The organism is Microbacterium shimangi (assembly GCF_043556445.1).
Lineage (GTDB): Bacteria > Actinomycetota > Actinomycetes > Actinomycetales > Microbacteriaceae > Microbacterium.
Genome location: NZ_JBIGII010000004.1, coordinates 631600 through 645972, shown reverse-complemented (window position 1 = coordinate 645972; position 14373 = coordinate 631600). Strand labels below are relative to the sequence as shown.

Sequence of the window (14373 nt, the reverse complement as noted above, 5' to 3'; positions counted from 1 at the left end):
GTGCGGCGAGGTGCGCCGGGCCCTTCAACAGGCTCAGGAACCGGCTGCCACCTACGAACCGGCGGGCCGGGTCAGCCGTAGAAGAGGCGCTCGAAGACGCGACGGGCGCGACGGGACGTTCCCATCCACTGCTCTTCGATGACCGAAGCCGAACGGGGCGGGTACTCGAGAATACGACCGATGCCGTCGAGCTTGGCCCGGTCGGTGGGCAGGGCGTCGCTGGTCTGGCCCGACAGCAGCGTGTTCGCCGAACGCAGCCGGCTGGCGAGGAGCCACGCTTCCCGCAGCTTCTCCGCATCCGCGTCTTCGATTCGTCCGGCTTGTCGCGCCGACTCGAGCGCCCCCAGCGTCGACGTCGTACGCATGCCCGGCACCGCGTGCGCGTGCTGCAACTGCATCGCCTGCACCAGCCATTCGACGTCGCTCAACGAACCCGGTCCGAGTTTCAGATGCCGGGCGGGATCGAGGCCCTGCGGCAGCCGCTCGCTCTCGACACGGGCCTTGATGCGCTTGATCTCACGCAGACCGTGGGGGTCGATGTCGACGGGGTAACGCACCGCGTCGACCATCTCGAAGAAGGCGCCGAGCAGCTTCACGCTCCCGGCGATTCCTCGAGCGCGCAGCAGCGCCTGCGCCTCCCACGAGAGCGACCAGCGGCGGTAGTACTCGGTGTACGCCTCGATCGAGCGCGCAATCGGGCCGTTTCGCCCCTCGGGCCGCAGACCCGCGTCGAGATCGAGCGGCAGGCGGTGGTCCTCGGAGTGGTGACGCAGGGCGGCCACCAGCTTGACCGACAGCTCGTGGGCACGTTGGGGTGCCACTCCGTTGGCGCGGTAGACGTACATCACGTCGGCATCGGAGCCGAAGCCGAGCTCTGCACCACCGAACCGCCCCATCGCGATCACGGCGAAGTCGAGCGCATCGTCTTCGAGTGGAACCACCTCGCGCCAGATCGCCCGCAGCGTCGCCTGGATCGAGACCTCGGTGATCGTCGTCAGGGCGCTCGCCAGCTGCTCGATCGTCAGCACGCCCAGCACACCGGCCATCGCCGTGCGCAGCATCTCACGTCGTCGGAGCGCCCGCACGGCGCGCATCGCATCGTCGACCGCCGCGTGCCGAGCCTGGATGGCTCGCGCCTCTTCTTGCAGCGAGATACCGCTGCGCGGACGAAGCAGTTCTTCGTCGTCGAGCCAGGCCGCCGACTCCGGAATCCACTCCATGAGTTCGCCGATGTAGCGCGATCCCGACAACACCCGCGTGAGGCTCTCGGCAGCCGCCGAGGAGTCGCGCAGCATCCGCAAGAACCACGGGGTGCTGCCCAGCCGCTCGCTGATGCGACGGAAGGCGAGCAGCCCGTAATCGGGGTCGACGCCGTCGGCGAACCAACGGATCATCACGGGCATGAGGTGACGTTGAATGGATGCTTTGCGACTGAGCCCCGTGGTCAGCGCGGCGATGTGCCGAAGAGCACCGGCCGGGTCGCGGAACCCGATGGCGGTGAGGCGGTCGTGCGCCTGAGCGGTAGAAAGACTGCGCTCGGCCTCGGGGAGCGCGGCGACGGCCGTGAGCAGCGGGCGGTAGAACAGGCGCACGTGGATGTCGCGCACTTCGCGCTTGGTCGCCTCCCACCGTTCCAGCACTCCTTCGCCCGTCTCGGCGAGTTTCGACGAGCGGGCGAGCGCGCGAAGCTCGTCCGGCTTGACCGGCATGAGGTGGGTGCGGCGAAGAGCCCGCAGCTGCAGGCGGTGTTCGAGCAGGCGCAGAACGCGGTAGTCGCGTTCGAAGGCGGTCGCGTCGGTACGGCCGATGTAGCCCTCGGCGACGAGCGCATCGAGGGCGGCCAGCGTTCCGCGCTGGCGGATGCGGTCATCGCTCAACCCGTGCACGAGCTGCAACAGCTGCACGGTGAACTCGATGTCGCGCAGCCCGCCCGGGCCGAGTTTGATCTGGCGCGTGATCTCGTCGGCGGGAATGTGGTCGGTGACGCGCTCGCGCATCTTCTGCACGCCCTCGACGAAGTTCGCGCGGGCCGCGCTCGTCCACACCTTCGGCTGAACAGCTGCGACGTACCTCTCGCCGAGCTCGAGGTCGCCGGCGATCGCCCGCGCCTTGAGGAGAGCCTGGAACTCCCAGCTCTTGGCCCAACGGTCGTAGTAGGTGAGGTGAGAGTCGAGGGTTCGAACCAGTGCGCCCTGCTTGCCCTCCGGGCGCAGGTTCGGGTCGACTTCCCACAGCCCCGGTTCGATCTCGGCGCCCGAGATGCCGCGCATCGTCTGCACCGCCAGACGGGTGGCGATGTCGATGGCCCGCGATTCCGACACCGCTTCCTCGTCCGCCGATCCCCCGACGAAGATGACGTCGACGTCGCTGACGTAGTTGAGCTCCTGAGCGCCGGCCTTCCCCATCGCGATGATCGAGAGCAGCGTCGCTTCGACCTGGGGTCTCGGGAAGGCCGCCGACCCTCCGGCGGGATCGGAGATCCGGGTGCGCGCAACGGCGAGCGATGCCTCGAGGGCGGCGCCCGCGGCGTCAGCGAGACGAGCAGAGACGGTGTCGACGACGGCGGTCGGCTCGTCTTGCGCGAGATCGAAAGCGGCGATGCGGGCCAGGATGCTGCGATACCGCACGCGCAGCGCGACCCACGCGTCTTCTCCCCCGCTCTCGGCAAAACCGTCGCGAACGCCCACCGCGTCGAGCATCGCGGCGCGCATCTCGTCGTCGCCGGGGAGGGAGGCTCCCGCTCCGGCGAGATGGACGAGCTCTTCGGGGTGACGGAGGTAGAACTCGGCGAACCCCAGCGAAGCACCCGCGAGGTTCCATACCGCCCGCCACGAGGCAGCATCCTGCGCCGCCGCCCGCAGCGCTCCCGCGTCGCGACGCGCGATCCTGACGAGACCGGACAGGGCCTCGTCAGGGTCAGCGGCGCGCGACGCCGACGCCGTCAGATAGTCCCTGTCCACGCCGATGAGCTCGGCGAGTTCGCCGAGGAGCGCATCGGCCTCTGTGAGACGCGAGAATCCGCGTCGAGCGAGATCGGTGAGGGAAGTGGAACGATCACCGGTCGTCATCGCTCACCCCGGTTCAGAGCATCTCGAGGTTGCTTCGCAGCTCGAACGGCGTGACCTGAGCGCGATACTGCTGCCACTCGCGGCGCTTGTTGAGGAGAACGTAGTTGAAGACGGTCTCACCCAGCGTCTCGGCGACGAGCTCGGACTCCTCCATGTACTCGAGCGCGTGGTCGAGGCTCTGCGGCAACGGCGCGTAGCCCAGCGCACGCCGTTCGGCGTCGGTGAGCGACCACACGTTGTCTTCGGCCTCGGCCGGAAGCTCGTACTCCTCTTCGATGCCCTTGAGCCCGGCGGCGAGCATGAGCGCGTACGCGAGGTAGGGGTTCGCGGCCGAGTCGAGCGCCCGGTACTCGACACGCGAGGACTGACCCTTGTTGGGCTTGTACAGGGGCACGCGCACGAGCGCGGAGCGGTTGTTGTGACCCCAGCAGATGAAGCTCGGGGCCTCATCTCCGCCCCAGAGGCGCTTGTACGAGTTGACGAACTGGTTGGTCACGGCCGAGATCTCGTTCGCGTGGCGCAGCAGGCCGGCGATGAAATGGCGGCCCACCTTCGAGATCTGGTACTGGGCGCCCTCTTCGTAGAAGGCGTTCATGTCGCCTTCGAAGAGCGACATGTGCGTGTGCATGCCGCTTCCGGGCTGGCCGCTGATGGGCTTCGGCATGAACGTCGCGTAGACGCCCTGCTCGATCGCGACCTCTTTGATCACCGTGCGGAACGTCATGATGTTGTCGGCCATCGTCAGCGCGTCGGCGTAGCGCAGGTCGATCTCGTTCTGCCCGGGCCCGCCTTCGTGATGGCTGAACTCGACCGAGATGCCGAGGTCTTCCAGCATCCGCACCGAACGACGACGGAAGTCGTGAGCCGTGCCGCCCGGCACGTTGTCGAAGTAGCCGGCGGAGTCGACGGGCTCGGGTTGACCGTTCGCACCCAGCGTCGACGACTTCAGCAGGTAGAACTCGATCTCGGGGTGCGTGTAGAACGTGAAGCCCGCGTCGGCGGCTTTCGCGAGCGTGCGCTTGAGAACGTGCCGCGGGTCAGAAACCGCGGGCTGTCCGTCGGGCGTCGTGATGTCGCAGAACATGCGGGCGGTCGGATCCACCTCACCGCGCCACGGCAGCGTCTGGAACGTCGTCGGGTCGGGGTGCGCCAGCAGGTCGGACTCGTACGACCGGGTCAGTCCTTCGATGGCGGAGCCGTCGAATCCGAGCCCCTCGGCGAAAGCCCCTTCGACCTCGGCCGGGGCGATCGCCACCGACTTCAGGGTGCCCATCACGTCGGTGAACCACAGGCGCACGAACTTGACTCCGCGCTCCTCGATCGTGCGCAGTACGAAGTCTCGCTGCTTGTCCATCGTGTCCCCTCGGATCCGGTTCGACTACTTCTGGGCGCCGTCGGCGCCCCAGTTCTTGTCGCGGGCCTCGTCTTCATCCCAGTCACGCGAGCGCTCGCGCATGAGGGCCGGAGCGTTCGCGGCCTCTTCCGGGGTGTCGAACGGACCGGCGCGATCGGCCATCGGCGACGCGAATCCGCGCTCGACCTGGCCGTTCGTCAGGTTGTACCAGTACTTCTCGCTGTCTTCGGTCACGAAAGACTCCTCGTCGCAAACGGCACGTGGCCGACTCCGAGGTTCCGAAGGGCCAGTGTCGATCCTACTGATCGCGCGCGTCGCGCTGGATAGGGTGGGGGCATGGCAACGAACGCGTCCCGAGCAGTCGGAGTAGACATCGGTGGAACCGGCATCAAGGCCGGCATCGTCGACCTCGAGGCAGGTCAACTCCTGAGCGAGCGGATCAAGGTCCCCACACCCACGGGCGCCGAGCCGGCGGACGTGCTCAAAGCGGTGACCGAGGTTCTCGACAAGCTCGGCGTCGCCGACGACACCGACATCCCGCTGGGCGTCGCCTTCCCCGCGATCGTGAAGCGCGGACGCACCATGTCGGCCGCCAACGTCTCGCAGACCTGGATCGATTTCGAGGCCGAGAAGTTCTTCGAAGACGGCCTCGGCCGCGGCATCCACTTCGCCAACGACGCCGACGTCGCCGGTATCGCCGAAGTGCGGTACGGCGCGGCGAAGGGCGTCGAGGGTCTCGTGATCCTGACGACCCTCGGCACCGGCATCGGTTCCGCGATGATCTACGACGGCGTGCTGATCCCGAACAGCGAACTGGGTCACCTGCAGCGGGCCGAGCACAAGCGCGACGCCGAGGGGTACGCCGCCTACTCGGCAATGGAGCGCGAAGAGCTCTCGTGGGAGAAGTGGGCGAAGCGGCTGCAGTGGTACTACGACTACGTCGAGTTCCTCTTCAGCCCCGACCTGTTCGTCGTCGGCGGGGGCGTCTCGAAGCATTCCGAAGAATTCCTCGGTCTGCTGAAACTCAAGACGCCGATCGTCCCCGCGGTGCACCGCAACAACGCGGGAATCATCGGCGCGGCATCGCTCGCCGTCGCGGCGCCCGAGGCTCTTCCCGCCGTCTCGGCGTAAGAGCCAGGCCGCGTCGGCCGGGAGGGTGCGAATGGGCCGGCCTGTACGCCGGGTTCTGTCCGGGGGCGTGAGCCCCGTGGACGGCCATCTCTCTACGCGACACGTTGCCGTGCCGCTCTAGCGGTCTACCCGGGGACTCGGCGAGCCGCGTCAACATCCCCTGTCTGACCTTGCTCCGGACGAGGTTTACCTTGCAGGTCGCGTCACCGCGACCCCGGTGGTCTCTTACACCACCCTTTCACCCTTACCGCACTCCCCGAGGGGACCGCGGCGGTCTGCTCTCTGTGGCACTGTCTCGCGGATCACTCCGGGTGGGAGTTACCCACCGTCCTGCCCTGTGGAGCCCGGACGTTCCTCGGCGCGACACAGCGAACCGTGCGCGACGCGACCGTCCAGCCGACCCATTCGCGTGGTCGAGTCTAAGCCGCGGTCGCCCCTCCTCCGAGAAATCCCGGCGCTGATCACCCCGAGGAGAGCAATGTCGGAGGTCGATGAGACGATGTCGATGTCGCCAAAAGGACGCGGATGCTTCGGCTTCCGTCCCGAGTCGACGAAGCACCGTGTGCCCCCGGTTTTCCGGTCGGTGTGACGGTTCCCGCACGGGTGCCGTCGTCTCCTGATCCGAGGAATGGGCGCATGGACGATACCGGGGAAGACGATCTCGACGCGGGCTTCGCCTCCGTGGCCTTCGCCGATGACATTCCACACGACGTAGGGGCGGGCGAGGTCCGTCGGCTGCGGAAAATTCGGGCCGAGCTGATCCGCGAGGCGGCCGTCATCGCGGGTGCTGAAGCGCGGCGGGTCCGCTTGCTCGCCGAGGCATCGGCGATCGCGCAGGCGCGCATGCAACGTGTTTCGAACCGCGTGGTTCGGGGCCGCGAGATGGAGCTGCGGTCGATTGCGGCGGAACTCGGGATGGCCACTCGTGTGAACGATCGGACGATGCAGGGTCAACTGGGCAATGCCGAGCAACTCGCACGGTTGTTCCCGCTGACGGTAGACCGCCTGGAGGAGGGACGGATCGACAAGGGGCACGCGGCGGCCATCCTCGACGCAGGTTGCGTGCTGCCCGATGACGGAAACGTACGAGCGGCGTTCGAGCGGGTCGTACTCGAGTACGCGTCGACGAACACCCCGATGCGAACGCGGGCGTTCGCGAGGCAGCTCGCCGAGCGAGTGCATCCGCGAACCGTGGACGAGCGATTCGCCGAAGCAAAGGAGCGGCGACGCATCACCGTCGTCGAACTCGACGACGGGATGGCACGCCTCGAGGCCCTCCTCCCCGCGATCGAAGCATTCGGCATCCACGACCGCCTCACGCGAGGTGCAAAAGCCATCAAAGATGCCGACACCATCTCTCGACGCGAAGATGCCCAAGCGACTACCGACGACGGCGGTGGCGCGAGCGCTGACCACCGCGACGGCTCCGCCCCGTGGTTCGACGAGCGGACCAGGGATCAGGTACGGGCAGATCTCTTCGTCGACCTGCTGCTGACGGGGGCACCCGCGATCGACCCGACCATCGGGCGGCTTCCCGGTGGGATCGGTGCGATCCGCGCGCAGGTTCAGATCACCGTCCCGGTGACGACCCTCACCGGAGTCACCTCGGGCGGCGGCGAACTCGACGGCCTCGCCCCCATCGATTCCGAAACCGCCCGGCGCTTCGCCGGCGAAGCCCCGGGCTGGGACCGCGTGATGACCGACCCGGTTACGGGCACCGTCCTAGAGGTCGACCGATACAAGCCACTGGCCTCGCACCAACGGTTCCTCGATACGCGAGACGTCCGTTGCCGGTGTCCCGGATGCCGGACGCCCGCGCGGCGATGTCAGCTCGACCACAACGACGAATATCAGCACGGGGGTGAGACGAAGCTCTGCAATCTGGCCAACTTCTGTCTCCGGCACCACACGATGAAGACCGAAACCGGCTGGACCGTCCGCCAACTCATCGGTGGGTCTCTCGAGTGGACCTCACCGCTCGGCTTCACGTACCGCGACGATCCGCCCCCGCGGGTGGTCTTCCTTCCCGAACCAGACCCCGCGCCGCCACCGTTCTGACGGCCGGCGATCACCGCCGGCTGGGCGAACCGGGCTGGTCGTCGCCCGCACTCTGCCCGCCGTCACGCGGCGAGCGTCAGACCTTCTCCGCGCTGTCGGAGATGTGGACGTCGAGACGAAAGTCCACCGGGAAGTCGCCGAACAGCAGGCGACCGGCGGATACTGCGGAGTCCGAGATCGCCTGGGCCGCAGCCTCGGCGTGCTCGGCCGGAGCATGAACGACGACTTCGTCGTGCAGGTAGAACGCGAGGTGCGCGCGCCGGGCGAACACCGGGCCGGAGGCTGTTGCAGAGCGGTCTTCCGGAACCTCCGGGAGCGCGCTGAGCCTGTTGCGCAGCTCAGCCATCCACGCCAGCGCCCACTCGGCGGCCGTGCCCTGCACAACGAAGTTCCGGGTGAATCGGCCGCGGTCGCGGGCGACCCGGCGGGCGAGATTCGTGTCGAGCTCGGAGGCTTCGGAGTCGCTCGCATCGGACTGCACGTCTTGCCACGACCGTGACGGCGGCGGAGACGTGCGTCCCAGCCAGGTGGATACGACGCCCCCGTCCTCCCCGACCCGCGCCGCATCGTCGACGAGCTTCATGGCGCGGGGGTAGGTCTTCCTCAGCTGGGGCACGAGTCGTCCGCTCTCCCCCGAGGTCGCTCCGTACATCGCGCCGAGGAGCGCCAGCTTGGCCTTCTCGCGACCCTCCAGCTTGCCCCGTTCGGCGATGGCGCCATAGAGGTCTGCTCCGCGCGCAGCATCCGCCAACGCCGTGTCTCGAGACATCGCGGCGAGCACGCGCGGCTCGAGTTGCGCCACATCAGCGACAACGAGCTTCCATCCCCGGTCGGCGCGCACGGCCGCCCTCAGCTGACGCGGAATCTGCAACGCTCCCCCGCCCGAAGATGCCCACCGGCCCGTGACGACCCCCGCGGGAACGTAGACCGGCCGGAAGCGATCGTCGTGCACCCATTCGGACAGCCAGTTCCACCCGTTGGCGGTGAGCAGACGCATCATGCGCTTGTACTCGATGAGCGGCGCGACCACAGGATGCTCATGCCGCCGGAGCTCCCAGCGCGAGGTCGAGTCGACGTTGACGCCGACGCGGTGCAGCGCGCGGAGGAGCTTCGGCTGGGAGTCGAGGCTGGCGGTCGGGTCGCCGAGTGCCGCACGCACCTCCGCGGCCTTCGCCAGGATCGCCGACGGGAGACCGCCGTGCGTGGGCCGCTCGCCCAGCATGTCGCTCAGGATGCGGTCATGCGCGGCAGCATCCCACGGCAGGCCGGCGGCGCGGAGCTCGGACGCGACGAGAGCCCCGGCCGATTCGGCGGCCGTCAGCAGGCGGAGGCGGCCGGAATCCTTCGCCGCGGCGATGGCGTCGCGTTGTCGCGCGAACTCGGCAAGGGCTTCGTCGAGATCAGAAGGGAGTGAGCCCCGCGCGGTGGGCAGGTCGAACAGGGCGGGAGCCGCATCCGTGCCGTCCGCCCCCTCGGCGTCCCACGCTCGCGAGGCCCCGACGGCGTGCCCGGGCGGCACGAACGCCGAATCGCGCAGAATGGCGTGGCAGAGGCGAAGGTCGTGGGCTCGCTCGACCCTGATCCCCGCGTGGAGAAGCGGCGGATACCACGCCGGGGTGTCATGCCACACCCACCGGACTCCCCCGCGCAACTCGGCTTCTCGAACCCGACGGCCGACGTCGGCGAAGCGGACACGCTCCCTTGAGAAGGTTACGCCCGCGGAATCGAGCGCCGCCCAGAGCGTGTCATCGCCGTCGCGCCCGAGAACGATCCAGTGCGGTCGCGGATCAGCCCTCGTCACCGCGTGAGGCGGGAGCTCACAGCCCGGATTCTTCGGTGCGGACCAAGATCGCGCCGCACTCGGGGCAGTTCACCACGAGGTCGGGGGCCGCCTGGCGGAGCTTGTTCATGTCGGTTCCCGAGAGAACCATGCGGCAGGCCTCGCACGTGCCGCGGTGAAGGTGTCCGGCGGCGTTGCCCCGCACGGCGAGACGTTCGTAGAGCGCAACCAGGTCAGCAGCGATACCGCCGGCGACGGCCGCGCGGTCGCGCTGTGCGGTTTCGAGGTCGCGGGTGGCGTCGGCGACGGCCTGCTTCGCCTCGGCGCTCAGCCGTGCGCCCTCTTCGTTCGTGCTGGAGACGATGGCTTCTTGTTCGGCGACCGCGGCCTCGGCGACTTCCAGACGCTCCATCACATCGAGCTCGGCGTCTTCGAGGTCGGACTTGCGCCGCGCGAGTGAGACCATCTCGCTCTCGAAACCCTGCACTTCTTTCGCGTTCGACGACGCGGCGAGTCGCTGCGCGTCGCGGGCGCTGCGGGCATCGACCACGGCAACGTCGCTCTCGATGCGGGACAGCTCGGTACGGAGCCCGTCACGCACACCGGCACGCGACGACAGCTCTTGCACGAGCGCGGTGCGCTGCGCGAGCAAGGCCTGCACCCGTGCAGCCTGCGGCGGGTGGGCCTTGGCGTTCTGTGCTCGTCGAATGCGGGCGTCGAGTTCGGAAAGGTCGAGCAGTCGGCGCTGGTCTGCGGGGTCGGCGTTCACGTACCCAACCTACCGGCAGCCCCCGACCCGACGCTCTAGCGGGCGCAGGCGCCGTCGGCCCGTATTCTGCGAGGAAGCCACTCACGATCACAACCACCCGCGGAGACCACTGTGCCCTCACCTGCGTCCCTCCCCGCCGCCGAATTCCAGCGGAACGCCCTCGCGCCGGGGATTCTGGGCGCCGTCGTTCTGCTCGCCGGGATCGCTCTGTTCGACAGCGACTTCTTCTTGGTCGTCCGTTTCATCGTCGCGATCCTCGCCCTGGTCATCGGGTGGTTCGCGCTCCAAGCCCGCCAGTGGTGGTGGGTGCCGGTGATGATCGTCATGGCGATCATCTGGAACCCGGTGTATCCGATCGCTTTCGAGGGCCCTTGGTGGGTCGGAGCGCACGTGGCGGGCGCTGCGGTCTTCATCGCGGCAGGCGCGACGATCAAGAGCCCGCGGAAGGTCACCGGCGAGAAGTAGCTGAACGATGGGAGGCGGTGTGGCGCTCACCTCCGCGGGCCGAGCGCAGCGAGAGCAGCTCGAATCAGACCTTCGACAGTGACGATCTCGGGACTCGTCGACCCGAGTGCCTCCACAGCCTCAGCGGCATCTCGCTTGTTCCAGCCGATCGCTTGGAGCGCCGCGGTCGCTTTCCCCTCCGCACCCCCGCCGCGCCGGGCGGCCGTGGGAGGGCTGTCTTCCCCGCTCGCGACACCGAGGCGCGGTCTCAGCGTCAACAACAGGAGCGCAGCCACTCGCGGCCCAATCCCGGGCACTTTCCGCAGCATCGGCTCATTCCCCCGGCGAATAGCGTCTACGAACCCGTCGTGCCCCAGCATCGCCAGGGCCGCTCGGGCTGTGGGGGCGCCGACACCGGGTGTCTCGGTCATGAGCGAGAACAATTCGAGCTCCTCGCGACTGGTGAACCCCGACAGGCTGACGCCGTCCTGGCGCCTCGAAAAGATCGTGTGCACCAACACACGATCACCGGGTGACAGAGTCGCGGCGTACGACGAGAGGAGGCCGACGTACAACCCGAGCCCGTTCACGTCGATGACGGCACCGTCGCGTTCGACGACCAGCACAGCGCCGCTGACAATTGAGATCACGAGTACTCCCGGTCATTATCTGACTGGAGGTTTCAAGCCTCGGATCTCCGCGCCACGGCGCCCGACCGCCCCGCATCCTTCGGGCAGGCATCGATTCTAAGCCGAACCACTCGTGGTCTCCGGCTGCTCATAACGGTGGGCCCTGCCGGGATCGAACCGACGACATCCACGGTGTAAACGTGGCGCTCTACCAGCTGAGCTAAAGGCCCTTCGCCGCCCATTCTATGTCTCGACCTCGAAGCATCTTGCGGGACGTGACCTGCGCGATCATCCCCGATGCTCCCGACTCGATAGGCTTGTCGACGGTGCGTTGTGCGGAGCGAACAAAGCGATCCGCAATGCCATGGTGAATGTCTGGCATGATCTGCCAGCCGAAGAAAGGTCTTCTGTGACTGTTCACGACCAGGATCCGTACTCTCAGGGGCCGCAGGACAGCGATCCCGAAGAGACTTCGGAATGGCAGGAATCGCTTCAGCAGCTGGTGGAGGCCAAGGGCCCCCAGCGTGCGCGCGAGATCATGCTGAGCCTCCTCAAGGAGTCGAAAGACCTGCATCTCGGTGTGCCGATGGTTCCGACCACCGACTACATCAACACGATCGCCCCCGAGAACGAACCCGAGTTCCCCGGCGACGAAGAGGTCGAGCGCCGCTACCGCGCCTGGACCCGTTGGAACGCCGCGGTCATGGTGCACCGTGCTCAGCGTCCCGGCATCGGCGTCGGCGGCCACATCTCGACCTACGCGTCCTCGGCCGCCCTCTACGAGGTCGGCTTCAACCACTTCTTCCGCGGCCAGGATCACCCCTCTGGTGGCGACCAGATCTTCATTCAGGGTCACGCATCCCCCGGTACCTACGCGCGGGCCTTCCTCGAGGGCCGGCTCACCGAAGCGCAGCTCGACGGCTTCCGCCAGGAGAAGTCCGCGGCGCCGAACGGCATCCCGTCGTACCCGCACCCCCGTCTCATGCCGGAGTTCTGGCAGTTCCCGACGGTCTCGATGGGGCTCGGCCCGATCAACGCCATCTACCAGGCGATGTCGAACAAGTACCTGAGCAACCGCGGCATCAAGGATGTTTCGGACTCCCACGTCTGGGCATTCCTCGGCGACGGCGAAATGGACGAGGTCGAAAGCCGCGGACAGCTGCAGGTCGCAGCCAACGAGGGCCTCGACAACCTGACGTTCGTCATCAACGCCAACCTCCAGCGCCTCGACGGCCCTGTCCGCGGAAACGGCAAGATCATCCAGGAGCTCGAGAGCTTCTTCCGCGGCGCCGGCTGGAACGTCATCAAGGTCGTCTGGGGCCGGGAATGGGACGACCTCCTCAAGCGCGACACCGACGGAGCGCTCGTCAACCTGATGAACGTCACCCCCGACGGCGACTATCAGACCTATAAGGCCGAGAGTGGCGCCTATGTGCGTGAGCACTTCTTCGGGCGCGACCCCCGCACGGCTGAACTCGTCAAGGACTTCACCGACGACCAGGTCTGGAACCTGAAGCGCGGCGGCCACGACTACCGCAAGGTCTACGCGGCCTTCAAGGCGGCGCAGGAGCACAAGGGCCAGCCGACGGTCATCATCGCGAAGACGATCAAGGGTTACGGCCTGGGTCCGCACTTCGAGGGACGCAACGCGACCCACCAGATGAAGAAGATGACCATCGACGACCTCAAGTCGTTCCGCGACGTGATGCACATCCCGATCACCGACGCCACGCTCGACGAGAACCCGTACCTCCCGCCGTACTACAACCCCGGACCCCAGGACGAGTCGATCCAGTACCTGCTCGAGCGCCGTCGCGCGCTCGGCGGGTTCCTGCCCGAGCGCCGCACCCACCACGTCGGCCTCGAGCTGCCGGGCGACGCGGCGTACGCGCTCCCCAAGAAGGGCTCCGGCACGCAGGAGATCGCCACCACGATGGCGTTCGTTCGTCTGCTCAAAGACCTGCTGCGAGTCAAGGACTTCGGTCACCGCATCGTGCCGATCATCCCCGACGAGGCGCGCACGTTCGGAATGGACGCGTACTTCCCGACGGCGAAGATCTACAACCCGAACGGCCAGCACTACACCTCGGTCGACCGTGAGCTGCTCCTCGCCTACAAGGAGAGCCCCCAGGGCCAGATCATCCACGTGGGGATCAACGAGGCCGGAGCGGTCGCCGCGTTCACGGCGATGGGTACCTCGTACTCGACGCACGGCGAGCCGCTCATCCCGGTCTACGTCTTCTACTCGATGTTCGGCTTCCAGCGCACGGGCGACGCCCAGTGGGCAGCCGGCGACCAGATGGCGCGCGGGTTCATCATCGGTGCCACCGCGGGCCGCACCACCCTCACGGGTGAGGGGCTCCAGCACGCGGATGGTCACTCCCACCTGCTGGCATCGACGAACCCGGCGACGGTGTCGTACGACCCCGCCTACGGCTACGAGATCGCACACATCGTCCGCTCGGGCATCGAGCGGATGTACGGCGGCGAGCACCCGAACCCGAACGTCATGTACTACATCACGGTGTACAACGAGCCGATCGTGCAGCCGGTCGAGCCGGCTGACGTGGACGTCGACGGCATCGTCCGCGGCATCCACCGCATCTCCGCCGGTGAGGGCGACGGCGCGCACGCGCAGATCCTCGCCTCCGGTGTCGGTGTGCCGTGGGCGCTCGAGGCGCAGAAGCTGCTCAAGGAAGACTGGGGGGTAGCCGCCGACGTCTGGTCGGTCACCTCGTGGACCGAACTGCGTCGCGACGGACTCGCCGCCGACGAGCACAACTTCTTGCACCCCGAAGAAGAGCCGCGAACGGCCTACATCACCGAGAAGCTCGCGGGCACCCCCGGTCCGGTCGTCGCGGTGAGCGACTTCATGCACGCCGTGCAAGACCAGATCCGGCCGTGGGTGCAGCACAACTTCTCGACGCTCGGCGCCGACGGGTTCGGGTTCTCCGACACCCGTGCCGCCGCTCGCCGATTCTTCAAGATCGACGGTCCGTCGATCGTGGTTCGGACGCTGCAGGCGCTCGCACAAGAGGGCGCGGTCGACCGCGACCTCGCCGTGAAGGCCATCGAGAAGTACAAGCTGCACGACGTCTCGGCCGGTACCAGCGGCAACGCGGGCGGCGAGAGCTGATCCA

Annotated in this window: 10 protein-coding genes, 1 tRNA gene and 1 other RNA gene; 4 read left to right on the top strand and 8 right to left on the bottom strand. The window is 67.7% G+C overall.

Translation table 11 applies throughout. The features are described 5' to 3' along the window. Positions 1-71: 71 nt before the first annotated feature. From ACFXQA_RS10005 to ACFXQA_RS09995, 3 genes are read right to left on the bottom strand one after another with little or no spacing between them, the layout of a single operon-like run. Positions 72-3068, bottom strand: coding sequence for a bifunctional [glutamine synthetase] adenylyltransferase/[glutamine synthetase]-adenylyl-L-tyrosine phosphorylase (locus tag ACFXQA_RS10005; RefSeq protein ID WP_394519674.1), 2997 nt, complete (start codon positions 3066-3068; stop codon positions 72-74). A 13-nt stretch (positions 3069-3081) separates the two neighbouring features. Beyond that, on the bottom strand, positions 3082-4422 hold the full coding sequence (glnA, locus tag ACFXQA_RS10000; RefSeq protein ID WP_394519673.1) for a type I glutamate--ammonia ligase: 1341 nt from the start codon (positions 4420-4422) through the stop codon (positions 3082-3084). A 24-nt stretch (positions 4423-4446) separates the two neighbouring features. Beyond that, positions 4447-4656, bottom strand: a complete 210-nt coding sequence (locus tag ACFXQA_RS09995) for an SPOR domain-containing protein (protein WP_394519672.1) — start codon at positions 4654-4656, stop codon at positions 4447-4449. Positions 4657-4758: 102 nt separating this feature from the next. Here ACFXQA_RS09995 and ppgK point away from each other — a divergent pair, with 102 nt between their 5' ends. Continuing rightward, positions 4759-5553, top strand: coding sequence for a polyphosphate--glucose phosphotransferase (gene ppgK, locus ACFXQA_RS09990; protein WP_394519671.1), 795 nt, complete (start codon positions 4759-4761; stop codon positions 5551-5553). A 28-nt stretch (positions 5554-5581) separates the two neighbouring features. Here ppgK and rnpB read toward each other — a convergent pair. After that, an RNA gene (rnpB, locus tag ACFXQA_RS09985) (RNase P RNA component class A) lies at positions 5582-5957 on the bottom strand. Between the two features lie 232 nt (positions 5958-6189). Here rnpB and ACFXQA_RS09980 point away from each other — a divergent pair. Then, the gene (locus tag ACFXQA_RS09980; RefSeq protein WP_394519670.1) at positions 6190-7611 is read left to right on the top strand and encodes an HNH endonuclease signature motif containing protein; all 1422 of its coding nucleotides are present in this window, start codon (positions 6190-6192) and stop codon (positions 7609-7611) included. A 76-nt stretch (positions 7612-7687) separates the two neighbouring features. Here ACFXQA_RS09980 and ACFXQA_RS09975 read toward each other — a convergent pair whose 3' ends face one another. Together ACFXQA_RS09975 and ACFXQA_RS09970 are read right to left on the bottom strand one after the other, a co-directional pair. Beyond that, the gene (locus ACFXQA_RS09975) at positions 7688-9412 is read right to left on the bottom strand and encodes a bifunctional 3'-5' exonuclease/DNA polymerase (RefSeq protein WP_394519668.1); all 1725 of its coding nucleotides are present in this window, start codon (positions 9410-9412) and stop codon (positions 7688-7690) included. Between the two features lie 16 nt (positions 9413-9428). Then, positions 9429-10160 (bottom strand): zinc ribbon domain-containing protein, encoded by a 732-nt coding sequence (locus ACFXQA_RS09970; RefSeq protein ID WP_394519666.1) that lies wholly within the window; start codon positions 10158-10160, stop codon positions 9429-9431. A 111-nt stretch (positions 10161-10271) separates the two neighbouring features. Between ACFXQA_RS09970 and ACFXQA_RS09965 the strand changes: the two genes are divergently transcribed. Next, positions 10272-10625 (top strand): DUF6804 family protein, encoded by a 354-nt coding sequence (locus ACFXQA_RS09965; protein ID WP_394519665.1) that lies wholly within the window; start codon positions 10272-10274, stop codon positions 10623-10625. A 26-nt stretch (positions 10626-10651) separates the two neighbouring features. Here ACFXQA_RS09965 and ruvA read toward each other — a convergent pair whose 3' ends face one another. Both ruvA and ACFXQA_RS09955 read right to left on the bottom strand, forming a co-directional pair. Beyond that, on the bottom strand, positions 10652-11254 hold the full coding sequence (gene ruvA, locus ACFXQA_RS09960; RefSeq protein ID WP_394519664.1) for a Holliday junction branch migration protein RuvA: 603 nt from the start codon (positions 11252-11254) through the stop codon (positions 10652-10654). Between the two features lie 136 nt (positions 11255-11390). Continuing rightward, positions 11391-11463: transfer RNA gene (locus tag ACFXQA_RS09955), tRNA-Val, on the bottom strand. A 179-nt stretch (positions 11464-11642) separates the two neighbouring features. On the opposite strand from ACFXQA_RS09955, the gene aceE reads away from it, so the two are divergent. Then, on the top strand, positions 11643-14369 hold the full coding sequence (gene aceE, locus ACFXQA_RS09950; protein ID WP_394519663.1) for a pyruvate dehydrogenase (acetyl-transferring), homodimeric type: 2727 nt from the start codon (positions 11643-11645) through the stop codon (positions 14367-14369). Positions 14370-14373: the final 4 nt, after the last annotated feature.